This window comes from Stieleria sedimenti (genome assembly GCF_025060895.1).
In the GTDB taxonomy this organism is placed as follows: domain Bacteria; phylum Planctomycetota; class Planctomycetia; order Pirellulales; family Pirellulaceae; genus Stieleria; species Stieleria sedimenti.
Genome location: NZ_JANZKV010000346.1, coordinates 1 through 26,585 on the forward strand (window position 1 = coordinate 1; position 26,585 = coordinate 26,585).

The 26,585-nt window shown below is 59.3% G+C and carries 22 protein-coding genes; 15 read left to right on the forward strand and 7 right to left on the reverse strand.

What is annotated here, in order from left to right:
* Positions 1-94 precede the first annotated feature (94 nt).
* Positions 95-913, reverse strand: a complete 819-nt coding sequence (locus NZK35_RS33280; RefSeq protein ID WP_259636845.1) for an alpha/beta hydrolase — start codon at positions 911-913, stop codon at positions 95-97.
* A gap of 243 nt (positions 914-1,156) precedes the next feature.
* Positions 1,157-2,587, reverse strand: coding sequence for a sulfatase (locus NZK35_RS33285; protein ID WP_259636846.1), 1,431 nt, complete (start codon positions 2,585-2,587; stop codon positions 1,157-1,159).
* A gap of 428 nt (positions 2,588-3,015) precedes the next feature.
* Between NZK35_RS33285 and NZK35_RS33290 the strand changes: the two genes are divergently transcribed.
* The gene (locus tag NZK35_RS33290; protein WP_259636847.1) at positions 3,016-4,983 is read left to right on the forward strand and encodes a sulfatase-like hydrolase/transferase; all 1,968 of its coding nucleotides are present in this window, start codon (positions 3,016-3,018) and stop codon (positions 4,981-4,983) included.
* Positions 4,984-5,128: 145 nt separating this feature from the next.
* Here the strand turns inward: NZK35_RS33290 and NZK35_RS33295 are convergent, their stop codons facing one another.
* Positions 5,129-5,668: a Uma2 family endonuclease gene (locus NZK35_RS33295; protein WP_259636848.1), complete on the reverse strand. Its 540-nt coding sequence runs from the start codon at positions 5,666-5,668 to the stop codon at positions 5,129-5,131.
* A 119-nt stretch (positions 5,669-5,787) separates the two neighbouring features.
* Positions 5,788-6,183, reverse strand: a complete 396-nt coding sequence (locus tag NZK35_RS33300; protein ID WP_259636849.1) for a VOC family protein — start codon at positions 6,181-6,183, stop codon at positions 5,788-5,790.
* 86 nt (positions 6,184-6,269) lie between these two features.
* Here NZK35_RS33300 and NZK35_RS33305 point away from each other — a divergent pair, with 86 nt between their 5' ends.
* Positions 6,270-7,055, forward strand: coding sequence for a GxxExxY protein (locus NZK35_RS33305; protein ID WP_259636850.1), 786 nt, complete (start codon positions 6,270-6,272; stop codon positions 7,053-7,055).
* A 107-nt stretch (positions 7,056-7,162) separates the two neighbouring features.
* On the opposite strand, the gene NZK35_RS33310 is transcribed toward NZK35_RS33305, so the two are convergent.
* Together NZK35_RS33310 and arsS are read right to left on the reverse strand one after the other, a co-directional pair.
* Positions 7,163-8,320, reverse strand: coding sequence for a methyltransferase domain-containing protein (locus tag NZK35_RS33310; protein ID WP_259636851.1), 1,158 nt, complete (start codon positions 8,318-8,320; stop codon positions 7,163-7,165).
* Between the two features lie 37 nt (positions 8,321-8,357).
* Positions 8,358-9,389 carry an arsenosugar biosynthesis radical SAM (seleno)protein ArsS gene (gene arsS / locus NZK35_RS33315; RefSeq protein ID WP_259636852.1) on the reverse strand — a complete coding sequence of 344 codons (1,032 nt, stop codon included), beginning with the start codon at positions 9,387-9,389 and terminating at the stop codon, positions 8,358-8,360.
* A gap of 187 nt (positions 9,390-9,576) precedes the next feature.
* Here arsS and NZK35_RS33320 point away from each other — a divergent pair, with 187 nt between their 5' ends.
* A complete protein-coding gene (locus tag NZK35_RS33320; protein ID WP_259636853.1) occupies positions 9,577-11,043 on the forward strand; it encodes an ArnT family glycosyltransferase in 1,467 nt (488 codons plus the stop codon).
* 52 nt (positions 11,044-11,095) lie between these two features.
* Here NZK35_RS33320 and NZK35_RS33325 read toward each other — a convergent pair whose 3' ends face one another.
* Positions 11,096-11,227 (reverse strand): hypothetical protein, encoded by a 132-nt coding sequence (locus NZK35_RS33325; protein ID WP_259636854.1) that lies wholly within the window; start codon positions 11,225-11,227, stop codon positions 11,096-11,098.
* A 115-nt stretch (positions 11,228-11,342) separates the two neighbouring features.
* Here NZK35_RS33325 and NZK35_RS33330 point away from each other — a divergent pair, with 115 nt between their 5' ends.
* The 12 genes from NZK35_RS33330 to NZK35_RS33385 all read left to right on the forward strand — a co-directional run bounded on the left by NZK35_RS33330 (position 11,343) and on the right by NZK35_RS33385 (position 26,520).
* Complete coding sequence (locus NZK35_RS33330; RefSeq protein ID WP_259636855.1) at positions 11,343-12,554, forward strand: glycosyltransferase family 2 protein; 1,212 nt, start codon at positions 11,343-11,345, stop codon at positions 12,552-12,554.
* Positions 12,551-13,255 (forward strand): class I SAM-dependent methyltransferase, encoded by a 705-nt coding sequence (locus tag NZK35_RS33335; protein WP_259636856.1) that lies wholly within the window; start codon positions 12,551-12,553, stop codon positions 13,253-13,255. Before NZK35_RS33330 ends, NZK35_RS33335 begins: the two co-directional genes overlap by 4 nt.
* Positions 13,252-14,679, forward strand: a complete 1,428-nt coding sequence (locus NZK35_RS33340) for an aldehyde dehydrogenase family protein (protein ID WP_259636857.1) — start codon at positions 13,252-13,254, stop codon at positions 14,677-14,679. Before NZK35_RS33335 ends, NZK35_RS33340 begins: the two co-directional genes overlap by 4 nt.
* A 278-nt stretch (positions 14,680-14,957) precedes the next feature.
* Positions 14,958-17,228 carry a ribonuclease R family protein gene (locus NZK35_RS33345; protein WP_259636858.1) on the forward strand — a complete coding sequence of 757 codons (2,271 nt, stop codon included), beginning with the start codon at positions 14,958-14,960 and terminating at the stop codon, positions 17,226-17,228.
* Positions 17,229-17,313: 85 nt separating this feature from the next.
* Complete coding sequence (locus NZK35_RS33350; RefSeq protein WP_259636859.1) at positions 17,314-18,726, forward strand: WavE lipopolysaccharide synthesis family protein; 1,413 nt, start codon at positions 17,314-17,316, stop codon at positions 18,724-18,726.
* 237 nt (positions 18,727-18,963) lie between these two features.
* Positions 18,964-20,100, forward strand: a complete 1,137-nt coding sequence (gene gcvT / locus NZK35_RS33355; RefSeq protein WP_259636860.1) for a glycine cleavage system aminomethyltransferase GcvT — start codon at positions 18,964-18,966, stop codon at positions 20,098-20,100.
* 98 nt (positions 20,101-20,198) lie between these two features.
* Entirely contained in the window at positions 20,199-20,600 is a 402-nt protein-coding gene (gene gcvH / locus NZK35_RS33360; protein WP_259636861.1) for a glycine cleavage system protein GcvH, read from the forward strand.
* 4 nt (positions 20,601-20,604) lie between these two features.
* Positions 20,605-21,384, forward strand: coding sequence for a lipoate--protein ligase family protein (locus NZK35_RS33365; RefSeq protein ID WP_259636862.1), 780 nt, complete (start codon positions 20,605-20,607; stop codon positions 21,382-21,384).
* Positions 21,385-21,725: 341 nt separating this feature from the next.
* Positions 21,726-22,439, forward strand: a complete 714-nt coding sequence (locus NZK35_RS33370; RefSeq protein ID WP_407699872.1) for an FHA domain-containing protein — start codon at positions 21,726-21,728, stop codon at positions 22,437-22,439.
* Positions 22,440-22,466: 27 nt separating this feature from the next.
* Complete coding sequence (locus NZK35_RS33375; protein WP_259636864.1) at positions 22,467-23,138, forward strand: RNA polymerase sigma factor; 672 nt, start codon at positions 22,467-22,469, stop codon at positions 23,136-23,138.
* Complete coding sequence (locus tag NZK35_RS33380; RefSeq protein ID WP_259636865.1) at positions 23,135-23,866, forward strand: hypothetical protein; 732 nt, start codon at positions 23,135-23,137, stop codon at positions 23,864-23,866. Before NZK35_RS33375 ends, NZK35_RS33380 begins: the two co-directional genes overlap by 4 nt.
* Before the next feature lie 245 nt (positions 23,867-24,111).
* Positions 24,112-26,520, forward strand: a complete 2,409-nt coding sequence (locus NZK35_RS33385) for a carboxylesterase family protein (RefSeq protein ID WP_259636866.1) — start codon at positions 24,112-24,114, stop codon at positions 26,518-26,520.
* Positions 26,521-26,585 lie beyond the last annotated feature (65 nt).

Sequence of the window (26,585 nt, forward strand, 5' to 3'; positions counted from 1 at the left end):
GCCGGTTCGCGCCAGCGTCGAACTGACCATCAGCGCCGTCAGGACGCCGGCACCGTCGAATTTCGATCGTGATTGCGTGTTCGGCATCAACCGATTATCTGGCCGAGCGCCGCGCGAAGTTCCCTTCGTGAAAACGCATGATCTTCAATCCCTGTTTCGCATAAATCCCGATCGCTGAATGCGTCACGCCGGGTACGATCAACGCTTGATATTCAATCCCCTGCTCTGCAAGAAATTCCAGATATTGCAAGTTGTTCTCGTAATTGAACCCCTTGGTCCCGACGTAGATCATCAGATTCAGTTTGGGTGCGTCCTTACGTGCGGCATACGCCCGCGCCAGATCCCACGTGTTGTCTCCTTTGGCAAACCGCAACGTCTCCGACTCGGCCGACTCGGGTGATTCGCTGATCCGTTTCTCCGTCGCATACCCGCCACCGCCCGCAGCGACACTGGAAAACAGTTCGGGGTAGCGAAGCGAAAGCCGCATCGTTCCCCGTCCGCCCTGGGAAAACCCTTCCAGTCCTCGAGCCTGTCGATCGGCGATGGTTCGATAGGTCGCGTCAATGTGCGGAATCAACTCTTTGATAAACACATCGGCCCCCAAGGCATCCGGCTGTCCCTGGACTCCGACCCGATCGGGCACGTTGTAGTGACTGACCGGCCCGCCATTGACCAGGACATAAATGATCGGTTGGATTCCATGTTCTTGTCGCAACCGAACCCAATGCTCGGCCAACTTAATGCTCTTCGTCTCGTCACCTGGGCGTCCGCCGTGTAGATAGTAGACAACCGGATAACGCTGGGACGTCAAGTCGTAGTCCTCCGGCAGCAACACACAGTAGCCGACGTCCTGGTTGGCGATGCGACTGGCAAACGTCCCGTGCCGTAACCCCGACGCATGTTTTGGCGGCATCGGATTGACCCAGCGAAACGGTTTCGGCGGACGCTTGGCCCTCTTTTTTGCGGCCGCCTCGCTGGGGTTTTGTTTTGGGCTCTGTTGAGCGTGCGAGGGATGGGGCAACAACGCCAGGATGGAGAACGCGGCAACGATCGCGCATCGAATCGCAGTATTGCGAGAGAGCCGGAGCGGGGTGTGAAACACGAGTGAACGACCTATCAAGAGTGGGGATGCATCTTCAACGCGACAGTTCGAAGCTCACTTTGAACTTGGCAAACGCTTCTCAATCATCCCAATTAGCTCCTCGATCAATGCGTCGGGACGATCGTCTGACACGGCCAGGTTGACCGTTTCGGCATCCGGATTCTGGTGGTCGTACAACTCCACGAATCCGTCCTGGTGCACGATCAATCGATGCGTGTCGGTGCGAATGGTTTTGGCGTTGTTGCGATATGCGATCGCCGGATGGCCTTCGGTTTGCTCGTCTTCCAACAACGGTCGAAGCGACCGGCCTTGCACGAATGCGGGAATTCGCACGCCGGTCAATTCGCAGAGCGTGGGAAAGAGATCGAGGGTTTCAACGATTCCGTCGGTCGGCTTTCCGGCACGTTTCATTCCGGGATAGCGAATGATCAACGGCGACCGCAGCGATTCTTCGAACAGACAATGTTTGCCCCAGATCGCGTGCTCGCCGAGATTCCAACCGTGGTCGCCCCACAGCACGACGATCGTGTCGTCAGCCTGCCCCGATTCCTCCAAACGGTCGAGCACTCGACCGACCTGTGCGTCGGCATACGTGACGCAAGCGGCGTAGTGGCGGCGGACTTCGTTGGCGAACGCTTCGTCGTCGTTGGGGTTGCGTCCCCAGCGGTTGTACTTCATGAATTCGCCGGATGAGTGCCAGGTCGTTTTCCCCTGCGGCTTTTCCGGATGCGGAATCGGCGGCAGTTCCACATCGATGTAGGGCTTCATGTACTTGGCCGGCGCGCCGAAAGGCAAATGGGGGCGCAGGATTCCGACGGCCAGAAAGAACGGCGGCTCATCGGCGGCGGTCAGTTGATCCAACTGTCGCAGTGCTTCCTCGACCGAGATTCCGTCGGGATAAATCGAATCGTCGCCGTCGACCGACTGGAACACGTCCATCTCTTTGGCATTCTTGCGGATCTCACCATGAGCCAGCCCGTGCATCCATCCGCGCGGATGCTGCCAAGGGCCGGCCGGCAGCAAATGCCGATCCCAGGAGTCCGGCATCTCGGGCATCGCTTCGTCGTCCCAATCCGAGCCGCCACGTCCGCCGGGATGATGCGACACCTTGCCGACCGAAACGGTACGGTAACCATGCTTGCGAAACCAAGCCGGCATGCTGGGCGGAACCGCAGCGGAATCGCTTTGCATTTGTTTCGCGCGAGCAAACAGCGCCCCGTTGCTGGCCGGACCGTAGAGGCCCGTCAGCAAGGTGTAGCGAGACGCGCCGCACGTCGGTGCCTGGACGTAATGCCGGTGAAACGCACGACCGGACGCCGCCAATGCGTCGATGTTGGGAGATTCGATATACGATTTCCCGAAACAATTCAGTTCCGGACGAAGATCATCGACGCAGATCAACAGGACATTGGGCCGATCGGCGAACAAGGCCGACGCCGCGATGAGGCAAACGACCAGGGAGGAAATAGTTCGGAAGCGATGCATCGATTTGAGAATTACGCGTGCGGTGGGAGTTGGGAAGCCGTCCATGGTATCCGGAGAGAGGGTCAAAAAATGGGTTGGTCAAAAAATATTAAAAATCGGATCAGCCGGTTCGCGTAAGAGAACGCCCTGCTGAGGGTGGCACCCTCTTGGCAAGCATGGGTGTCGACACATCGAAAGTCACCCTCCCTGACAGGGAGGGTCGAGCGAAGCGAGGGGAGGGTCCGATTGCGTCATCGAGTGATTTCGAGCCACAAAGCCCCCTCCCCGGCCTGCCATTTTTTGACCACCCCATTTTTTGACCAACCATCTCCTCCACCGCCTGACAATATCTCAAAGCAACAAGACGACTGATTGCATGGCACCCGCAACGAAGACAGGCTGTAATAGAGCGTCTCGCTCCCGACCGCCCCCCTCTCCACACGGCACCGATGAATACCCGCCTCCGCTTCTTGTCCCTGCAACTGTGTTGTCTGCTCGTCCTTTGGTCGGCCACGACGAACGTGTCGGCCGAACGGCCCAACGTGTTGATGATCTTGGTCGATGACTTGAAACCGGCGCTGGGATGCTACGGTGATCCGATCGCCAAGACACCGAACTTGGACGCGCTCGCGGCGCGGGGCATGCGGTTCGACGCGGCCTACTGCAACCAAGCCGTCTGCGCTCCGTCGCGATTCACCCTGATGCTCGGCTCCCATTCGACTTCAACGGGGTTGTACGGCCTGGGCAGCGAGTTGCGACAAGTGATACCTGACGCGGTCACGTTACCGCAGCACTTCGCCGCACACGGCTACCGCACCGAATCACTCGGCAAGATTTTTCACATCGGTCACGGCAACCATGGCGATCCCGAATCGTTTTCCGTTGAGCACTTCAAAGAGAAAGTGATCGAGTACCTTGATCCAGAAAGCACCGGCGGCGGACAACTGACGCGTGAAGAGGCGTACTTCACCAACCAACAACTCGACCGCATCAAGTCGCTGCCACGCGGCGCGGCGTACGAATCGCCCGTGGCCGACGACGAAGCCTACGCGGACGGACGCGTTGCGACCGAAACGATTCGTCGTCTGCGTGCGGCCAAACAACGACGCGACGGTGAAGGGACACCGTTCTTCATCGCCGCCGGGTTCGCCCGCCCGCACCTGCCCTTCTCCGCACCCCAGCGGTACTGGGACCTGTTTGATCCCGACGAACTTCCGATGCCGGTCAACGAAGAACTGCCTCAAGATTCACCGCCGGTCGCACACAAACGCGGGGGTGAAATCACCAACTACAAACCCGTCCCCGAAGACCGCGATGCCGAGTACTCCGACGAACTGAAACGCAACCTGATCCACGGCTACTATGCCAGCACCAGTTACGTCGACGCACAGATCGGTAAGGTCATCGAGGCGCTCGATGAATTAAAACTGGCCGACAACACGATCGTCGTGCTGTGGGGCGATCACGGGTTTCATCTCGGTGATCTTGGCATCTGGACCAAGCACACCAATTACGAACAAGCCAATCGCATTCCGATCATCATCATCGCACCGGGGACGACGAAGCCGAAGCAGTCCACCGGCCAGCCCGCCGAGAGCGTCGACATTTACCCGACGCTTGCCGAGTTGGCCGGGCTGCCTCAACCCACCGGCCCCCAATCGATCGACGGTGTCAGCCTGGTGCCGGTGCTGAAAAACCCCAATGTTCGCGTGCGGGAACATGCCTTCCACGCCTATCCCAAACGGACGATGGGCCGCGCGATTCGCACCGAACGTTATCGGATGGTCGAATGGAAAACGCCCGGTGAAGACTCCGCCGATGCCGAGTATGAACTTTACGACTATCAAACCGACCCCAACGAAACACAGAATCTGGCGAGTTTGAAACCGGATGTCCTGGCACAACTAAAATCGATCCTGGCAGGCTATCCCGAAGCGGTCTTCAAGAATCGCCGCGTGCCATCGCGATCCTTCCCAAAAAACCTCCCGGTCCTGAAGACGCCGCCGATCGCCGACCGAAATCTGGTGATCGAAGCGACGATCAAAGGCCCCAAACCGCATGGCGTGGTCGTGGCGCACGGCGGACGCGAGCACGGCTATGCGTTGCACGTCATCGACGGAGAACCCGTATTCGATGTCCGCCGATCTGGCAAAGTCACGCGGCTGAATTCCAACATCAAAGTCAGCGGACAGAGTCGCTTGGTTGCAACGCTGGACGCCCAAACGATCAGCCTGTCGATCAACGGCGGGACGCCGACAACGATGTCCTCACCCGGTTTGATCGCGGTGCAACCCAAGGACGGAGTGTCGGTCGGTTCAGACGACCAGTCGGCCGCCGGAGACTACGAGGCCCCCAATCCCTTCACCGCCACCATTGTGGCATGCAAAGTCACGACCGCCGAATCGAATCCACGCTGACGTGCGCAACAAGCAACGAGTGTCACCGCATCGTGCTGCGAACTCATTGTTTTGCCCCCATGGGACCGACGAATCGTTCCGCCCACCAGTCGTGGGCGCCGTCGACTTCATCGACTGGTGTTTTCGATTAAGCTGCGGTGATCTGCTAACGCAACATGCGTTTCACATCGAGCGACAATCGGCAGTCACCACAAATGTCAAAACCGAGAGATTCGGTTGCGGGAACCGACTGATAGCTGCCGCCGGCATCGAGCGACCACGCCGAGAGGCTGTTCGCCTCGGGGTCGATGACCAGATACCAACGGACGCCTTGGTCGCGATAGAGGTCTTTCTTTTCTCCAACATCGCGACTGCGGGTCGCGTCCGAAAGAACTTCCGCGACGAGCGCGGGCGGCTGTTCGACATGCCTGACCGGGGCGTCTCCACAAACCACCGATACATCAGGGCGCACGACCGTATCGTTAGTAATGATCCAGTCAATCTCGGCGAGCACCGCGGCATGGCATCCGCTTGACTCGACCGCAAGCTCCAGTTGGGTTGCGATGCGAACGAGCAACTGAGAGTGCCGACCGAAAGGACTGGGGCTCATCGAAACAGGCAGCCCCTGCCAAAGTTCCCAGTCGCCTTCCCATCGCGTGTAATCTTCCACGGTGTAAGCCGGACGGTAGCGAGGCGCGGTACTCATGCGAATTCGGCGGTCAGAAAGGAAAAGCGTCGGATAACCTTAAGTTTATCTGCCTCGGAGAGTGTACGCCAATCGGCGCACATCCGGTGCCCCCCCACCCGCCGCAGCGGCGACCACTCTCAACCGCCCATCGGCGAACAGATCTCGATCAGGAAACCGTTGTTGTCTCGCACATAAGAAACGGTTTGCCCCCATGGCTTGGTATTTGGCGGTGACACGGCGACGGCACCGTTTTCGATCGCACGGTCATACCCCGCCTGGACGTCTTCGGTGGTGAAGGCGATCTCGAAGGCCGCCGAGGGACCATCGGGGCGCGTTTCGGCATAGTCAAACCCGTGTGACTTGGCCAAGGCATGCGAGACAAATCCGAGCGCGACGGCGCCGCTATCCAGTTCACCATATTCCTGGTCCCCGTCCTTGTGCATGGATTTGCGAGCAAATCCGAACGCGGCCTCATAGAACGCCAGGGACTGTTCTACATCGGCAACATAAAGCAGCGTGTAACCAAAGTTCATCGAAAGACTCGTGGGCAATGGAGGTCAACAGTCGCACGAAAATTTTATATGATCCAATCCTCTTCTGCTCATCAAAAGGATTGATCATGCCCATTTCATGCCCCTTGGCAATCCGCAGCCCGTCCACTGATGATTTCCGCGACTTTGACTACGCGGTCATGCGACGTGCTTTTGAAACCCACAAGTACCTCGGCCGCCTTGCAGATGAACCAATTTGCCAAGCCTATTTTGTGAAGCACTTGAAAGAGTCAAACTTTGAAGTTCACCGAGAGGTCCCAATCGACGTCGTCTACGAAACTTTTCATAAACAATACTTCCTTGACGTGGTGGTCAACCGCTTCGGTGTTTACGAGGTGAAGGTGGCGAGTGAATTGACATTGGAACACGAGATGCAGCTATTGAACTACCTGTTACTGCTTGACCTTCCGCGTGGCAAGTTGATCAACTTTCGCCCACAGTCCGTGCAATTCAAATTTGTAAATGCCCCAGCACGAAGGGAAAGACGTCGGCGTTTTCAGGTTACGGAAGAAAGGTGGACCGATCAATCGTGCTTGAGGTCAAAAACACTTGGCTTCCTCCGTGACTGGGGAACTGGCCTTGCGTTGCCGCTTTATACTCAGGCGGCAACTCATTTCCTCGGCGGCGAATTTCACGCGATTCGAAATATCCGAATGGACCGTGATGGGTATCCGTTGGGCAGGCAAAGATTTCACATGACGAGTGAAAACGAAGCGTTTCGGATCACCGCTCTGGTGAAAGGATTGGGTGAATACGAATCGAACCTTCGCAAATTGCTCCGCCACAGCGCCCTGAAGGCGATTCACTGGATCAATATTACGCTCTCCGAAGTGAGACTGCTGTCGGTGGAGTAGCGGACGGAGGGTAGGAAGATTTTGGAGGTAAGAAAATTGCCGATGACGAAATAGGATCTCACGCCGAGCGATTTCCCCCAAAATCTTCCTACCCCCAAAATCTTCCTTCAACAACACCCTCCCTCCCCGCAGCAATCCTCGACCGGCTGTTCGTTCGACCTCCCGCCGGATTTGGTGACTTTGGGTGGGCGTACGACCTGGCCGCCGGTGCAGTCGTACGGCGCGGCGTCTTGCGGCAGGATTTCGGTTGCCGGTGAGAGACCGAGAAAATCTTGCGAGTAGGGTTCACTCTGCATCTTTTCAAACGTTTTGCGGCAGACGGCGGCTCGGACGCCGCGGGTGAACTCGTGGCCGTCGTCGTCTTTCACACTGGCGTAGGGTCCCCGATACATCACCGCTTCGTTGTGTTCATAGCAGGGCGTGTCGGGATACTTGTAGGCGATGACCGTGACGGACCTGAATTCGATCCCCTCGACGATTTGCCAGGGTTCGCTTTGATAGGCCGGCATCTGGGCGGCTTGAAACCCCGCGCGAGTGAACGCGTCGATGAACGCTTTTTCTTGCAGTGCGCCGCTGATGCAGCCGCTCCACAGTTGCCCGTCCTGCTGCATGTGCAGCGGGACCGGTTCATCGCTGACGATGTCACTGATCACGGCTCTGCCGCCGGGCCGCAAGACGCGAAAGATCTCCGCGAACAGTTTTCCCTTCTCCGCCGCGTCGACCAAGTTCAACACGCAGTTGCTGACCACGACATCGACGGAGTTGTCGGGAATCATCGGTTGTTTTGATCGCATGTCTGCAACGAACGCTTCAAATCGCTGCAACGCGGCTTCGCTATCGACCGGGTTTTCGGACAGGTGCGCATCGACGCGATCTCGATCGATCTGCAGGTCTTGAATCTTGCCTTTGCAGAACCGGACGTTGTCGTAGCCGATTCGCTGGGCGACGATACGCTGACTGTTTCTCGCCAGAGCCAGCATGTCGTCATTCATGTCGACGCCGATCACGCTGCCGGACTGGCCGACGACCTGCGCGGCGATGAAACAGATCTTTCCGCCACCGCTACCGAGGTCCAACACCGTCTCGCCTTGTCGGACATATTTGGACGGGTCTCCGCAGCCATAATCGCGATCGATCACTTCTTGCGGAATGACTTCCAGGTAGCGTCGGTCGTAATCGACCGGACAACACAGTGCGGGTTCACGCGTTTCGGCGGCCGAGGAATAGCGTTGACGAACGGCGGATTCGGTATTCAAAGTCGACATGGTTGGCGAAGGTTGCTCGCTGAGGAAATAGAGACGGTTACAACAACGCGCCGCTGCAACTGCTGCCCGCACCGGCGGTACAACCATAACAGTGGTCTGCGGTTGCGATGCGGCGGTTGGCAAACTGGTGCAGCGAATCGGTGTTCCAGATCGTCGGCGGCTCCGTTGAATGGGAACCAACGGCGGAACTGCTCGCGGGCAGGTCGATCATCTGATTGAAGTCACAATCATAGATCGCACCATCCCAGGCGATCGACAGCAGCGATCGGCACATCACCGCTTCTGCCGCGGCGGAATTGAAATTTTCCTCCAGCAGATGCATGTACTGCTCGAGGCGTTGTTTTTTAGCCAGGAACATGGCGTAGCGTTTGATCGGAATGTTCGTGATCGTCAGCAACTGATTGAAACGGATGCCATAGCGTGCCTGAAGTTCACGTTTGTAATCGGCCTGCAAACTCGCTTGGTCAGGCGGTAGAGATGGGCCGGTGGGGTTGAACACGAGATCCAGCCGCAGCCGGCTGGAATCGTCACCGTAGCCGAGGTCGTTCAGCCGCCGTAGTGCATCGATACTTTGGCGAAACACTCCGTCACCGCGTTGGCCGTCGACGTTTTGTTCGAGATAGCACGGCAGCGATGCAACGACATCGACGCCATGGTCTGCCAAAAAGGGCGTGGCCCATTCGTAGCCCGGTCGTTGCAGGATGGTCAGGTTGCAGCGATCGATGACCCGAATGCCGCGGCCGCGGAACTCGCGGACCAGATCACAAAAGCTCGGATTCATCTCGGGCGCGCCGCCGGTCAGATCGACGGTGCGGAGGGCGCGACAATCGCGTGACAGTTCGACGACACGGGCCGCCGTCTTGGCATCCATGTTCTCACGCTTTTTCGTCGGCCCGGCGTCGACATGACAGTGCGTACAGGTTTGGTTGCACAGTTTCCCCAGGTTGATTTGCAATTGCTCCACCGCGATCCGCCGCATCGGCGAGGCTTCGCGGGCGACCCGGGCGGCGAACGGCTGGACAAGATTGGTAGGCAGACCGGTATTGATGACCGGCAAAAGTGACTTCATGGACTCAGCAATCGAAGGAACGTTGGGACACGGAGAACTGCAAAGATAAGACAATGCCCACGCGGCGTGTGCAACCGCCGGCGGGAATTGCCGCCGAATCCGCTCGCCGATCGAGAACTTTCTGGCCCCGACCGGCGTAGCAGTCGCGAGACGGGTACATCAGGCACCACTACCGAAACGACGAACATTGTCTTTGCCTCGCAAAATTGGGCTCTCCTTGCTCATCGGATTGCTGATCGCCAAAGTGGTCGGCGTGGTGATGCGTGGCCCCAGCCCGATGGTGCTCGACGCCCGGTTTTACTGGGAATTGGGTGGCTTGGTCGCCGACGGTGATTGGCTGTTGATGCAGCGCCCGATCGCCTATCGAACACCGGCCTACCCGTGGCTGATCGGTCTGTTCCGAGCCGCTTGCAGCGATCCGCTATTCGCCCTGGTTTGCTTCCAGAGTGTGCTTTGGATCGCCACGATCGGGTTGGTCGCGGCGCTCTCGGCAGAGATTTCGCGAAGCCGGCGTGCCGTGTGGGTCGTGGTGGCCCTGGCGATCCCGATGCTCTGTTCGGCCGTGTATGTTACGACGGTGCTGACCGAAACACTCTTCGTCTTTTCAGTCGTCCTGCACTTATGGACGGTCGCCCGCTTTACCCGCCAACCGACGGTGGCGGGCGGAGTCTTCGTCGGACTGACGCTGGGGTTGGCGATTTTGACGCGTCCGGTGGCGATGCTGGTGTGGATCGCCGACCTGATTTACGTGATCACCTGCTGGTACTGGATTGCCAACCCGGCGACGAAGCATCTTTGTCGTCGCCGCGGCTGGATTTGCGTGATGCTGGCCGGCATCGTGACGGTTGCCTGTGTCGGCCCTTGGCTGGCCCGCAATCACGCCTTGTTTGGCAAAGCGATGCTCACCGAATTCGTCGGCCGCAATCTCTGGATCGTCACCTTCCAGGACGGCAGCGGCGCCGGATTGGAGCTTCCCGACTCCGACGGTGCGACGCAATTGAAGACACAAATGGATGACGGCGTTTGGGCCACCCTGTCCGACGACCAGAGCTGGCGACATACCTGGACCGTCTCCAACGCGCTGACCGCGTCGGGGATGGACGACCCCTCGGCGGACCGTTTGATGAAGCGGGTGGCCACCGATGCGATCGCGGAGGAACCGCTGCAGTTCGCAAGGAAAACCGTGCGACGGTTGGTCAACTTTTGGCGAACACGGGCGACGGAGATCCCGGCTCAGTTGGCCGATCTGGCAGCCGACGGTACCGCGACGCGTGAGGAGTTGTCCAAGGAGTTTTACGGCGGACAGCCGGTCTGGGGCGTTAAAGTCCCACCTGTCGATACAGCCCTCCGCCATCGCTGGAGCAATTGGTTGGCCGGCAACACGTTGTTGATGTTCGCAACCCTCGCTTCAACGATGCTGTTGATCTGGCGACGGCCCACACGCGCCGCGGGCCTTTGGCTGGGAGCCATCCTCAGCTATTTTGCCACCGTCACCGCGGTACTGGAAATTCCCGCCTACCGCTACCGAATGATCGTCGAGCCGATCGTTTTGCTGGTGATCGCGTTGGCGATCGCCTCGATTTCGGCTAGTGATGGGGGTTTGAGAGTTTGGTGGGGAGGTTTGGTCGAAAAATTGAGTGGTCAAAAAATATGAAAGAACAGGGTAGTACGTTCGTGGAGAATCACTCGCCCATCTTTTGACCAACTCATCTTTTGACCAACTCATCTTTTGACCAACTCATCTTTTGACCAACCCATCTTTTGACCAACCCATTTTTTGACCAACCCATTTTTTGACCAACCCATTTTTTGACCAACTCATTTTTTGACCAACCCATCTTTTGACCCATTGTTCTCGACCGACGATCCTACCGAAACGACCAAGTTAGAATGAGAAGTTCAGAGGAAAGTGGGCCGAGGGATGCAAGCGGGCCGATCGAACTGTCGGTCGTCATGCCCTGCCTAAATGAAGCCGATACGGTGGCAACCTGTGTCGAGAAAGCCGTCCGGGCGATGAAGGAAGCGGGCATCGTGGGCGAAGTCGTCGTCGCCGATAACGGCAGCACCGACCGATCACAGGAATTGGCGATCGAACAAGGCGCGCGAATCGTCGACGTGCCGCAGCGAGGATACGGCGCCGCGTTGATGCACGGCATCGAAGCCAGCCGAGGCAAGTACGTCCTGATGGGCGACGCCGACGACAGTTACGACTTTCTGGAAATCCCCAAATTTATCGACTCGCTGCGGCAAGGTCATGATTTGGTCCAAGGCTGCCGTCTGCCCCGCGGTGGCGGCCGGGTCCTGCCCGGCGCGATGCCGTTTTTGCATCGCTGGTTCGGTAACCCCGTGCTCAGCTGGCTCGTCCGATTGATGTTCCGCATCCCGATCAACGATATCTATTGTGGGATGCGCGGCTTCACGCGAAAGCACTATGACCAGCTCGACCTTCGATCGCCGGGGATGGAATTCGCGACGGAGATGATCATCAAGAGCGGACTGCACCGCGATTCCCATGGCACGTCTTGGAGCCAGGTACCGATCACGCTGCACCCCGATGGCCGCCAGGCGCACCCGCCGCATTTGCGCACCTTTCGCGACGGCTGGCGAACCCTGCGTTTGTTTTTGGCCTTCAGTCCTACCTGGACGTTTTTCCGACCCGGCCTGGTTCTGTTGATGATCGGGCTGGTCGGGTATGCATTGGCACTGCCGCAAGTCAAAGTGTTCGGCGCGGCGTTGGACGTCCACACGCTGTTGGTCGCCAGCCTGTTTGTGCTGATGGGATGGCAGTGCGTGTTGCTGGCGACGCTGGCGAGAATTTTCACCGGACGCGAAGGCATGATGCCGCCCCACGAAAAACTGGAACACGTCACCGTCGAACGTGGACTGGCGTTCGGGATAGCGGCCGGAATCGGTGGCGCGGCGATGATCGGCTTCGTGGTCTGGCGATGGTGGCAACAAGACTTCGGCGCATTGGATTACCCGTTCACCATGCGGTGGGTCGTGCCGGGCGTGACGCTGGTCGCGCTCGGTTTCCAGACCGCCATGGCATCGCTGATGAGCGGCGTGTTGATGATGCAGCGGTCACGTCGGCACGATCGACCGATTGCGGGAACGGATGATGATCACCGGACAACAACCGCTTCGCCGCAAGAGACTCCGTCATGACCGATTCGTCGAGCCTGGACATCATTCGTCACGTCGCCGCGGGGCAGCTGTGCTGTGACCCCGTCTGGGAAGCCGCGTACAAACGATTTGAAACGCCGGAACAGGAGATCGCAAAGTTTATCAAACGACTGCGGCGATTCGGATTCGAAACGCTGAAGCGTGACTGCCGCATCGTCGAAATCTTTTGCGGCCGAGGCAACGGACTCGTCGCACTTGAGCGAATGGGGTTCGAAAACCTCGAAGGCGTCGATCTGAGCGACAGCCTGTTGGAAGAGTATCGCGGGCCGGCACAACTGCACCTGGCCGATTGCCTGGACTTGCCGCTGGAATCGAACCGCTATGATGTCGTGATCGTCCAGGGCGGACTGCATCACCTGCCGGACATGCCGAGGGACTTGGATCGATCGCTGGCGGGAGTCCAGCGGATCCTGAAACCGTCAGGAAAGTTTTACGTCATTGAACCGTGGAAGACGCCGTTCCTGGTGTTCGCCCACGCCGTGACCGAGTTGCCGTTGATGCGAACGTTGTATGCCAAAGGCGACGCGTTGGCGATCATGACCGAGCGAGAACGCGTGACGTACGAACAATGGCTGGGGATGCCCGAAGTGATCCGCGAGACGTTCCAGCGGCACTTCGAGATCGAATCCTGGAAGACGACTTGGGGAAAACTTGCCGCCATCGCTGCACCGAGAGTCCATTGAACCGTCCCACCCTGCTCCACTGGATCGATGGCGAGCACCACGCGTCGTCGTCCGCCCGCACCTTCGAATCGCTCAACCCCGAAGACGACTCGGTGATTGCCACCGCAGCCTGTGGCGACGCCGGCGATGTCGCGTTGGCGGTCGATTCAGCCGCCCAGGCGTTTCAGCGTTTTCAAGAACTGGGGCCGTCGCAGCGTGAAGCGATTTTGTTGCGTGCCGCGGAATTATTGCAACAGCGATCGGCGAACTTTCGCGACCTGCTGATCCGCGAAATCGGCTCGCCCGTCGGCAAGGCGTCGATGGAAATCGGGATCGCGACCCGCGTGTTAAAAGCCAACGCGGCGATGGCCCGGCGGATGACGGGGCGGACTTATTCGAGTGACGTTCCGGGCCGCTGGAGCCTGGGGTTTCGAAAACCGCTCGGCGTCGTCGCCTCCATCACCCCGTTTAATGTCCCGCTGATCAAAGGCATCAAACACAGCAGCATGCCGCTGGCGACCGGCAACACGGTCGTCTGGCTCCCGTCGCAGCAGACGCCGATGATTGCCGCCGCGATCGCCCAGCTGTACCACGATGCGGGGTTGCCCGCCGGGGCGCTGAACATGGTGCTGGGCAACGGCGCGGAGATCGGCGATGACTTGGTGTCCGCCCCGCAGATCGCTGCGGCCTGTTTCACCGGCTCGGCGGCGGTCGGACGGCATGTGCAAACGATGTGCGGACGTCACGGAAAACGCGTGACGTTGGAACTCGGTGGCAAGAATCCGTTGATCGTGCTCGACGACGCGAACCTGGACGCCGCGGTCGGTGCAGCCGTGCGGGGCGGGTTCATCTACCAGGGCCAGATCTGCATGGCATCCAGCCGCGTGATCGTCGACCAATCGTTGGCCGAAGCCTTCACAGAGCGTTTTGTCGCCGCGTCGGAGTCGCTCGGGATGGGAGAGCTGACGGATCCGAAAACGGTGATCGGGCCGATCATCACGGCGAACGCCCGCCAACGGATACGCGATCATCTGGCGGATGCGGTCGACGGCGGAGCAAGCATCTTGTGCGGGAATCGCTGGACCAACCATCGAGTGAACCCCACCATCGTTTCCGGTGTCACTGCTTCGATGAAGCTGTTTCACGAAGAAACCTTCGGGCCGGTCGTCTCGATCGAGACTGCAAACGACCGCCAGCACGCGTTGGAACTCGCCAATGCCTCCCCCGGCATGCTCTCAGCAGCCGTCTTCACTTCGGATCTCGATGCGGTGATGACGTTCGCCGACTCTCTGGGGACGGCGATGGTTCACGTCAATGACATGACAATCCAGCAAGAACCCGAAGTCCCCTTCGGAGGCGACGGGCCATCCGGCTTCGGCCGCGAAGGCATGGAAACCGGCATCGAAGACTTCACGACCTGGAAATGGGTCACGCTTCGGAACTGAAGTTTCGAGTTTCGAGTTTCGAGTTTCAAGTTTCAAGTTTGGGATTTGACGTAGTGCCTGGAACTTGAAACTTGAAACCCGCAACTTGAAACCCAAACGCCTGGAACTTGAAACGTGAAACCCGCAACCTGAAACCCAAACGCTTGAAACTTGAAACCCGCAACTTGAAACCCAAACGCCTGGAACTTGAAACTTGAAACCCGTAACTTGAAACCCAAACGCTTGAAACTTGAAACCCGCAACTTACAACAAACAACTTACAACGTTACCTTCATGATATGGAAATCTCACAAGAACTCGCCGACCGCGTGATGCGGCTGGTCGTCTCGCCGGAATACCGGCCGAGCAAACCCAAACAGATCGCTGCAACACTCAATCTGGACGCGGACGACTATCGGGAACTCAGACGCACGATCAAGCAATTGGTTTTGGAAGGACGTCTGATCTATGCGTCGAATCATTTGATCATCAGCACCGGGGCGATCGGCGGCCCCCTGGATCGGATCCGTGGCGTCTTTCGCATGGCCGCCGGTGGACAATTCGGTTTCGTCCGGCCGGGCGACTCCGGCGACGGAGCGGTCAGCGAAGACCTGTTCATTCCGCCGGGACAGACCGGCGGGGCGTTCGAAGGCGACCTGGTCGAAGTCAAGGTTCGACCGAGCCGCCGCGGCGGCAGCGAAGGCAGTGTCAGCCGAATCATCGAGCGATCGCGGCGACAATTTACCGGCACGTTCAACATGGTCGACGGCCGACCGGCTGTCTACCTGGACGGCACACCGCACGACGCACCGGTCTTCATCGGCGACATCCAAGGATTGCCGATCGAAAAAGACGACAAGGTGTTTGTCGAAGTGGTGACGTTCCCCGGCGAAAACGGCAAGGGTGGCGAAGCGGTCCTGTTGGAACGACTCGGCAGCTCCACCAATCCCGGGATCGACACGCTGACCATCATGCGGCAATACGGATTGCCCGATGAGTTCCCCGAAGCGGTGATCGACGAAGCGCGACAGCGGGCCGATGAATTCGACGAAGACAACCCTCCGGCCGATCGGTTGGACCTGACCGGACAATTGACGCTGACGATCGACCCCTACGACGCGCGCGATTTTGACGACGCGATTTCGCTGGTCCGTGAAGACGAAGGGCGCTGGCGATTGTGGGTGCACATCGCCGATGTCGGCTACTTCATCCACCCCGGAGGAAAACTCGACCAGGAAGCGCGTCAGCGGGCGACCAGCGTTTACCTGCCCGATCGCGTGATTCCGATGGTGCCGGAAATCATCAGCAATCACCTGGCCAGTCTGCAGCCGGAGAAAGTCCGGTTGGCCAAATCGGTCGAGATCGAAATGACCGATGACGGCACCGTGATCCACAGCGAAGTTCACAACAGTGCGATCCGCAGTGACATACGGTTGCATTACCGACTGGTCGATCAATTCCTGGAAGCCCCGGACAAGTATCGCGAGAAATGGGGCGCTGCGATTTGCGACATGCTCCGCGACATGCACGCACTGGCCATGACGATCCGCAAGCGGCGCTTTAAACGCGGCGCGATCTCGATGGACATGCCCGAAGTCAAATTGGAACTGGACCGTAGCGGCAAAGTCAAAGGCGCCTACCGGACCGAGAACACCGAAAGCCACCAGTTGATCGAAGAGTTCATGCTGGCGGCCAATCAAGCCGTCGCGACGTGGCTGGACGACGCCGGACTGAAGTTCTTGCATCGCATCCACCCGCCGCCGGAACGGCGCAAACTGCGCCAGTTGTCCCATTTTGTTCGCGACCTGCGACTGGGAGTCGACTCGGTCGAAAGCCGTTTCGAAATCCAAAACGTGCTCGACCGCGTCGCCGGCACACCGCTGGAAGACGCGGTGAATTTCGCGGTGCTCAAGAGCATGAATAAAGCGGTCTACGGCCCCCAGACCGACGGACACTATGCGCTCGACATGCAGCACTACTGTCACTTCACCAGTCCGATTCGGCGTTACCCCGACTTGACCGTGCACCGTCTGATCGACCGACTCCACGCCGGCGAAAAGACTCCGGACGAATCGGTCGGTGCGTTGGTGCAACTGGGGCATCATTGCAGCGACATGGAACGCAACGCGGCGCAGGCCGAGCGCGAACTGACCGAGCTGAAACTGCTGCATTACCTGAAGAAACACCTGGGCGACACGATGACCGCCGTCATCAGCCGCGTCTTTGCCGATGGCTTTTTGGCACGCTGCATCAAACTTCCTGTCGACGGTTACGTCAGCGTCGACCAGCTTCCGTCGGATCAATATCGATTTGAACGCCGCGGCCAGATGTTGGTCGGTTTCAAAGCACATCATCGCTACCGACTGGGCGATCAATTGACGGTCAAAATCAGCCGCGTCGACCTGATCCAACGCGAACTATTTTTGGAACCGGTGAAGAACCACTCGGTCGGCAAGAGCAACCCCAACGACCGCAGCGTGAAAGCCGGCAAGTCCGGCGGGGGCAAGTCGACGTACAAAGACAAACGCAAAAAGGAACGCCGCCAGAAGGGCAAACGGAAACGACGCTAGTGCTCCGTCAACTTGACCATCGATTCGACATCGCCATACGATCTGCACGTGCTCGCAATGATGTCATCCTCGAACTGCCGTTTGCATGTCGAAACGAAATCTGATTCCTTGGCGAAAGAAGACGGTTGCGGGCCCCGATCGAACGCACGACATCGCGTCTTCCGAAGGCGTCGACGTCGACGAGCCCCCTGACGCTGAACAGGCCGCTGAGGCTGACGCAGAGTCCCCCCCCGAAGACACAGGCACGGTCGACGTTGCCCAGCCGGCCGCTGAAGTGGAAGACGGTGGAACGGCCACCGGCTCCGAGCCCGAAGAAGCGGAGGAGACTTTCGAAACAGAGACGCTCGAGGAGCCTGCTGAGCCGGCGGAAGCTCTGGACGACGGTGACGCGACCGAAGCCGACGAGACGCCCGAGACGCCCGAGAGTCGCGATGAGGCTTTGCGACGACTCTCCAATGAATTGGCCTCCCGACTCGACGGTTGCACCGCAGACGCCTGGGGCCTGTTTCGACGGTTCCCGAAATCCCCCACGTCAAGCACGTTGTCGGTATCCACTCGCCCGCCCGCTGTAAGCGACGGAGAAAAAACAGGCATCGTGATGCAGGGTCCGGTGATCGATGAAGATGAATTGACACTCGGGACCCTGCGGCTTTACCGCGAAACCATGCCCGAGGCCGTACCGATCTTGTCGACATGGCGCGGCCTTTCCAGTGAGAACCGCGACAGGATCGAAGCACTGGGTGTAACCATCGTCGAAAGCGATCCGCCCAAGTGTCGGGGGCCGCAGAACCTCAATCTTCAAATTGCATCGACGGCTCAGGGAATGCGCCAAGCCCAGTCGCTCGGATGCACTCATGTGTTGAAAACCCGCACCGACACGCGGATCCACGCGAGTGACGCCGATCAGTTTTGCCGAGGACTGCTGATGCAATTCCCGCTCGCCGAGGATGCCGGCCAGGTCGAACGCATTGCGGTCCTCGATTTTGCCACGCGACTGTTCATGCCCTACCACCCGTCCGACATCATGATGTTCGGGCACATCGATGACATGCTTCGATACTGGAATCCGAAACTGTATGGGGAAAAGGTGACGTCGGGCCACGAAACACAGTTCGGCCGTTTGGTTCGACAGCCGTTGCCGGAGATGATGCTGTGCAAACGTTTTCTTCGATCCACAGGAGCCACGCTGCAAGGAACCCTGGCACACTGGTGGCAGATCCTTGCCCAGCGGTTTGTCGTTGTCGATCGCACCAGCGTGGATCACTTTTGGATCAAGGAATACGGAAGCGGATACCACCCGAATCAATCGCAGTGGGATCGTACCAACATGGCGATCTGCCATTTCCCGCAGTGGCTGCAGATGCACCTTGGCGGCGTTCGTCCGGCCGTCGATCTGAAAGACCTGGCACAACAACAGATGTTCGACTTCGTTCACGAAGGCAACTGCCGGCCGCGCAGAGAACCATTGGCCGCCGCGGGCCAGCAGCCGCCCGGGTGATTGCGAGCCATCCCATGTTGCCGGTGACACGGTCACCAACTTCGCCGCCTGGGCCGCCGCCAACGCGGGTTTCAGCTTCGCCGACCCTGGAACCGCGTCCCTGATTCGGTACACTTTCGCTCCGGCGGTCACCGCCGAAACCTTCGCGGCGTGTTTTTTTACCCGCGTCCCAGCCGATCATTGACATCTTTGCCCGCTTTCTGAGCGACCACGCCATCACACCTTTCCGAGTGACGCATGAGTCAGGCCGATTCTTCACCACAAACGTACGCGCAAACGCCGCTGGGCGACTGGCATCGATCGGGCGGGGCCAAGATGGTCCCGTTTGCCGGTTACGAGATGCCGATTCAATATGAATCGATCGTCAGCGAACACCACGCCTGCCGGAACGCCGCGGCCCTGTTTGACGTCTCCCACATGGGGCGGCTGCGATTTGACGGCGATGGCAGCGAAGCGTTGCTGGACCGCTTGCTGACGCGGCGTGTGACGGATCTGCCCGTCGGCGGCGTTCGTTACGGGATGGTCTGCAATCAAGACGGCGGGATTTTGGACGATGTCCTGGTCTCCCACCTGAAAACGCCCAGCGAAACGCGCTACCACCTGCTGGTCGTCAACGCGTCCAACCGAGAAAAAATTGTGGAGTGGATCAAACCACTTCTCGACGATTTCCCCAGGGTCACGTTCTCCGACCGCACCGAGCTGACGGCGATGATCGCGGTCCAGGGGCCACTGGCGATGGAGACCTGCAAGCGATTGTTTTCCTTTGACCCGAGTCGATTGAAATATTACCAGGCGCGGATCACCGACCAGTTTTCCAAACCCGTCATCGTCAGCCGAACCGGCTACACCGGCGAAGACGGATTCGAATTGGTCGTGCGGGCCGAAGAGGCGACTCGAGTTTGGGAAAACCTGTTGTTGGCCGGTCGCGACGTGGGATTTGTGCCCGCCGGCCTGGGTGCCCGCGACACGCTTCGCATGGAAGCCGCGATGCCGCTGTATGGACATGAACTGGACGAAACGGTTGATCCGATCACCGCCGGTTTGAATTTCGCCTGCAATCTCGAAGACCGAGACTTCATCGGTCGCGATGCGATCGCGGCGGTCAAATCCGCCGGCCCGCGGCGTGTCCGCATCGGACTCTTGCCCGGCGGTCGCCGGCCGGCCCGCGAGGGATGCGACGTGCTTTCTTCAGACGGGCAGGTCATCGGCAAGATCACCAGCGGTGGTCCGTCACCGACGCTCGGTTTTCCGATCGCGATGGCGATGGTCGACGCCGAACACGCGACCGCGTCGGAGTTTGAGATCGACATTCGAGGCAAGCGTTCCCCCGCGACCCGAACAAAGTTACCCTTTTACCGGCGTCCCCAAAAATAGCGGCGTCTGCCATAATCCAATCACCGGCCGGCGGCGACGCCCAGCCGATCCGTTTGACAACCCACCTTCCGAAACCACTGCAAAGGGAACCAGCCAAAGTGTCACGCGACAAGAGCAAACTTCTGTACGCCGAGACCCATGAGTGGGTCGACGTTGCCGAAGAAGGCGGTCAAAAGATCGCGACGATCGGAATCTCAGGCTTCGCCATCGAGCAACTCAACGATCTGGTCTACATGGAACTTCCCGAAGTCGGGAAGACGATCGATGCCGGCGAAGAATTCGGTGAAGTGGAATCCGTCAAAGCGGTCAGCCCGCTGTACAGCCCCGTCGGCGGCGAAGTGATCGAAGTGCATGCCGAGCTGCCCGACAATTTGGATCAACTCAACGACGATCCCTATGACTTCGGCTGGATCGTCAAACTGAAAATTGTGGATGAATCGGCACTGGAAAACCTGATGGATTTCGCGGCCTACGAAAAGCAGTGCGCCGAATCCGGTTGATCCCATGACTGATCCACGCCCCGGGCGATTGCTGTTTCATCGCGAGGGCGAATCGGCCTGGAACATGGCGGTGGACCAAGCGATCGCCGAATCCGTCAGCGTCCAAGCCCCGTCGGGGTCCGCGCCGCCGTACACGCTGCGGTTCTACACCTGGGCCGCGCCGACACTCTCGCTCGGGTACTTTCAATCCAGCGCCGATGCGTCGCCGCGATTCGACACCATCAAGCGGGTCCGGCGCAACACCGGAGGCGGTGCGATCTTGCATCATCACGAACTGACCTACAGCTTGACCGTGCCCAGCTCAGCGGGCGAACACGGGGCACGAACGGATTTGTACCGTCGCGTCCACGCCGCGATCATCAATGCGCTGCACCGCCATGGGATCGACGCGAGACCCTATTACCTAAACCAAACCCCCGCGGCTGCCCCCCCCGCGGCCGGCGATGATCCCTTCCTCTGCTTTCAACGCCGCACCGACGAAGACCTGATCGTCAGCGGGTACAAAGTGCTCGGCAGCGCACAGCGGCGTTTCAAACGCTCGATCCTGCAGCATGGAAGTCTGCTGCTGCGTGCCAGTGAGTACGCCGGCGAATTGCCCGGCCTCGTCGACCTGACCTCCATCAGCCTCGCCCCCGAGACACTTTTGACGCGACTCAGCGAAGAATTTGCGGCGTTGTCCGGGGTCGCGTTCGAATCGGACGTGTTAACCGCGACTGAATTGAACCGGGCCGACGAGATCGTGGCGGACCGCTTCGGCCGATCCGATTGGTGGACACGTCGTTAAGATCGAGTGAGTTGGCGGACCAATCCCACACGGGCGTCGAGAATACGATATCCTGACGGCCGGAAAGAGAGACATCAGGGTGCGACTGAGAGTGAGCCGAGCAAGATGTTCCAGTGCGCGTTTACGCCAACCCCCTTTCGCGGGCGGGTATCGACAATGCTGCGGGTGAGCGCAAAACGGCAATTACGGCATTTTCCCCACCTCTGCAACCGTCTACAATACGACCACACTTGTCGGCCCCAGCCACGCGCTTTCCCGTGGTCCCATCGCTTATCAGCTGCTGACAAGTCAAGTTGCGCAAACCGTGAATCCGCGGAAGTCAAGATAGGAATAGGTGCCGTATGCAAGTAAAGCTGAGGGTCATGACGGGGAGCCACGAGGGGACGGAGATCCCGATCAGCGGTGATAAGTTCTTGATCGGCCGCAGTGAATCCTGCCAGCTGCGCCCCAAGAGTGATTCGATCAGCCGGAAACATTGCATTTTGGTCATCCGCGACGGCCGGTTGCTGATCCAGGATTTGAAAAGCCGCAACGGGACCTATGTCAATGAAAAACGCTTGCCGAGTGATCGCGCAAAGGTCCTCTCCGCCGGCGACTCGCTCAAGATCGGCAAACTGCTCTTTGAAGTCGTCATCGAACACGGACTCAAGGGCGCCAAAAAACCACAAGTCGCCGACATCGGTGAAGCGGCCGCGCGAACGGTCCAAGACAGCGATAGCCGTTTCGAAGAAGTGGATGTGACCGGCTGGCTGGACGAAGCCGACCAAATCGATCGTGTCCGCAAACTCTCCGATCCCGACACACGCCAGTTCCGCATCGATGATTTGAAGAAAGCCGAACTGGAGGAGGACGACGACGATTCGTCTTCCAAGGATCCCTCCAGCGATAGCACGGAGCTTTCGGCCAACGACAGTTCCCTACTGGAACGACTGCGAGAACAGAAGAAAGCCAAGAAGGGCAAAGGCAAACTGCCCGAAGGTCTCAAGAAGTCGATGACGGACAGCTCCAAGGCCGCCGCCGACGACGCACTGAAACGATTCTTCAGCGGACGTTAAACCTTGCCTCCACGCCAGAACCATCGGATGCGTGGCCGACCAGAGCCCGCCGACGTGAAACCTTCGATCGACGGTTCCGGCGGTGCATCCCTCGAATCCAATGCCTCGCTGGCGCAGCGGATCATGGCCCAGGAAAGTGGCGCCTTCGCACTGTTGGTCGAACGCTATCATGATTTCGTCTTCCGCATCTGCTTCGCAATCCTGCGACATCGCCAAGACGCCGAAGACGCGACGCAAGACACCTTCAGTCGAGTCGCCAAGTACCTGGACCGCTGGGATCCCCGACGGCCGCTCGAACCCTGGCTGGCCACCGTTGCCGGCAATCGTTCACGCAGCCATCTCGCCCGCCGCAAAGTCTACGCGCCGCTGACCGCCGCCGACGAACCGGAATCGCTGGCGACCCGCCAGAACCACGCCGCCGATGCGATGCGTGAAGAAATCTCGTTGGCACTCGGCAATCTTCCCGACAGACAACGCATCGCATTTGAATGCTTCCATGAGCAATCGATGCCCTACGTCGAAATCGCTCGACAGATGCAATGCCCGATCGGCACCGTGAAGACGCTGGTGCATCGCGCCCGACTCTCCCTGATCGAACAACTCAGGCAACGAGACGTCGTGCCGGACAACGCGGTTGGCACAGCGCGACAGACTGGCAAGTCCGGCACCGCGCCGCACCACAAAGGAGCTTTGAAATGAGATGCGACCAGTTTCACGATCGGTTGGATCAGCTCTTGGACGCGCGACAGGATGTCGGCCAAGACGCCTTGCTGTGCGACCATGCCGAGCAATGCCAGACCTGTCGCGACAGTCTGCAGATCTGGTGCACGATCGATGCCATCGTCTCGCCGGAAGAATCCCTTTCGCCTGCTGACGCAGCACCGCCGATGTCCAGTCGCCGCAGCGTCCCCATGGCCACGACCGGGAGATGGGCGACCGGGGCATGGGCGACCGCCGCAGTCGTTTTGATGTGCGTGGCGATTGCCGGTCGTTGGCTGTCCACCGATCCCGCCACGGGCAATTCCGAATCTCTCGCGATCGCATCGGTGATCGCCGACGGAACCTTCGCGTCCCAAATTCCGGCCTCCCCGAGCGCCGCCAAGAGTGCCCACGAGCCCTCCCCCGGCGAACCCTTGCAACCACCCGCGCAACCACGCGCAGTGGCGATCAGCTTGCCGACCAGTCAGTGGTGGAGCGTGGTCTCGGACGAACCCTGGGTGCACCACACCCTTCCAGCCGTTAACTCCGTTCGAATCGGAGTCGCACCGATCGGTCGTTCGATGAAACAGGCGATTGCCATTCTGATGATCCAGTCCGGTTCGACTAGGATCGATGCACCCAACTTGACGCCGACCATCCCATCGAAACCCTTCCAGGAACAGACCTCCACCCTCGATTCTGCGATCGGATTCGCGTCGCTGGTATAATCGGGGGGCAGCGGGCTACGCTGTGACGCATTTTTTAGCGGTAGGGCGCGAGCCCTCCGGTGTTTTGGCAGAGATGAAGAACCGGAGGGCTCGCGCCCTGCCGCTAAAACCTCAAGAAACACCTAGGAAAAATGCTTCACAGCGTTAGGTAGCCGGGGGTAGGTGACGCTGTGCGTCACCACCATGGTCTGACGCGCAACGTCACCGACGACTCCCACGTAGACGAACAGGGCAATCGAATGATCATGCGACTGCGACGATTCCGATTCTCCTCGCTCGCCGGCGCCGTGATTGCGGTCATGGCCTTCAGCTCGATTGCAACCGCCGACCAACGGATCGTGCTCAAAAGTGGAATCGCGCTGGAAGGCCTGTTCGCCGAAATTGCGTCGTTGAACCAAGATCCGTTTCAAGCCGGCGGACGGGGGCAACCGAAATCACGGCCCATTCTTCTGGTCGATGACGGCCTGCGCCGCGTCTACATCCACGAGCGCGGGATGGTCGCCGGTCCGCCGCAAGACGTCCGTGGCATTGAGCGGACCATCGAATTCAAACAATCCGTGCCGCTTGCCGGCAGCGCGATCCAGGGCATCGGCGACATCCTGGGCGTTTCGGATTTCAACGAGTATGGACGACGGACCATCACGATCCGGGGACCGACAGGCGCGGCGATCGACATCGTCCAAGGCATCACGGAATTGAACTCGCGGTATGCAAAGGTCGAGGCGCTCACCTCGAGGCCTGCCTACGAATGGGACATGCGCGTCGCGACCAGTTCGATCATGTCCGAAACACTGCAACGCATCTTTCGCCAACGGATCGACCAAACCGACGTCAACGAACGCCTGACCGTGGTCCGCTTCTTCATCGAAGCCGAACGATTTCGCGCCGCCGAAGAAGAACTGACGCGGACGATTCGTGCCTTTCCCGAACTGAAGGACATGAAAACCCAGTTGATCGGCATCGTCAATCGACAAGCCAATCAATTGATCGACGAGGCCGCGCTGCGGGCAAGCGTGGGACAAGAAAACTATGCCCGCACCGTCTATCAACGATTTCCGATGAACGCCGTCGGCAGGATCACGCGGGAGAAAGTCAAAATCGCGGCGGAAAAACTGGCCGAATCCGATCAACAAGTCAAAGATCTGGTCGAAGCGTTGCGTGCCGATCTGGCCAAACTTCCCGAAGGCCAGCGGGATTCCTTGCAAAAGGTGTTCGGCGAAATCGAAAACGGTCTCAGCTCGGCAACCCTGCCCCGCTTGAACGACTACTCGCGATTGCGAGATTCCGAAACCGTGACGTTGGAAGAACGCGTCGCCCTGGCGGTTGCCGGTTGGTTGATGGGGCCTGGCTCGGGTGAACAGAACCTGGTCGTCGCATCGTCCTTGGTCCAAGTCCGCGATCTGGTCGCCGAGTACCTGGGGCCGGCGGATCTGGCGCGGCGGCCACAGATTCTCGAGAAACTGCGAGGCATCGAAGGTTCCCAGATCGAGTATGTCGCGCGATTGCTGCCGCAGCTGCTGCCGGTCAAATCGTGGCCGGGCGGGTCAGAGGATCCCACGATCCCCGGGCTGTTTCGTGTCGGAAACGTTGCCGGTGCGGAGCAAGAGCAGGATTCGCTGATCGACGAACCCCAGTACTTGGTTCAACTGCCGCCGGAGTACGATCCGCATCGCGAGTATCCTTGCCTGGTCGTGCTGGCTCCTCCGGGAGCGCCACCGGAATCGGAACTGGCCTGGTGGGCGGGTGATTTCGATCCCTCACAAGGCACGCGGATCGGACACGCGACCCGCAACGGTTACATCGTCGTCGCACCCCAATGGGGACGGGCGACGCAGCGGACGTATGAGTACACGCCGCGCGAACACCACGCCGTGCTGTCATCCCTTCGGCACGCGATGCGTCGTGCGTCGATCGATGCCGATCGCGTCTTCCTGGCCGGACACGGCGACGGCGCGACGGCCGCTTGGGACATCGCACTTTCTCATCCCGATCATTGGGCGGGCCTGATCAGCATCAACGGAGAACCCGACAAGACGATTCAGCACTACTTTCCCAACGCAGAACACATCCCGCTGTACTTTGTGATGGGGGAAGCCTCCGGCCCTAAGCCGCCACTGATCCGCATGGGCGCGGTGCTGGATGACTACATGAATGCGAGAAACGACGCGACCGTGGTCATGTATCGCGGTCGAGGCCGCGAGGATTTTTACGAAGAAATCCCCAAACTGTTTGAATGGTTGAACGTCTCCACGCACGTCCGCAAACCCATCCCCCAGGAACTCAACACCGTCACGATGCGCAAGGGGGACCAGTACTTCTGGTGGTTGGAGTTGGGGCCATTGAAACCGCTGGTGGAAATCAATCCGGTGCTCTGGGAGCAAGCCGAACGCAAGCGATCCGGCAAAATCGACTCCTCGGTGGGCGGCGGAAACCAAATCCGCGTCGACGGCCCCTCCGACACCTACATGCTGTGTCTTCGCCCCGATATGGGGGTCGATCTGAATGAGCAAATCGTGATTCGGCGAGCGCGAGATCGGGTGCCGGACTACTACCGATTTGGCGGTGAACTGGAACCCCTGCTGGAAGACACGCGGCGGCGAGCCGACCGCAAACGCCCCTTTTGGGCCAGGATTCCGATCCCCATGAATGATTGACCTAGGGCCTCAAGCGGAAAAGGGGTCAGGCACGAATGGCACGGACAAGAGTGTTGGTGTGCAGG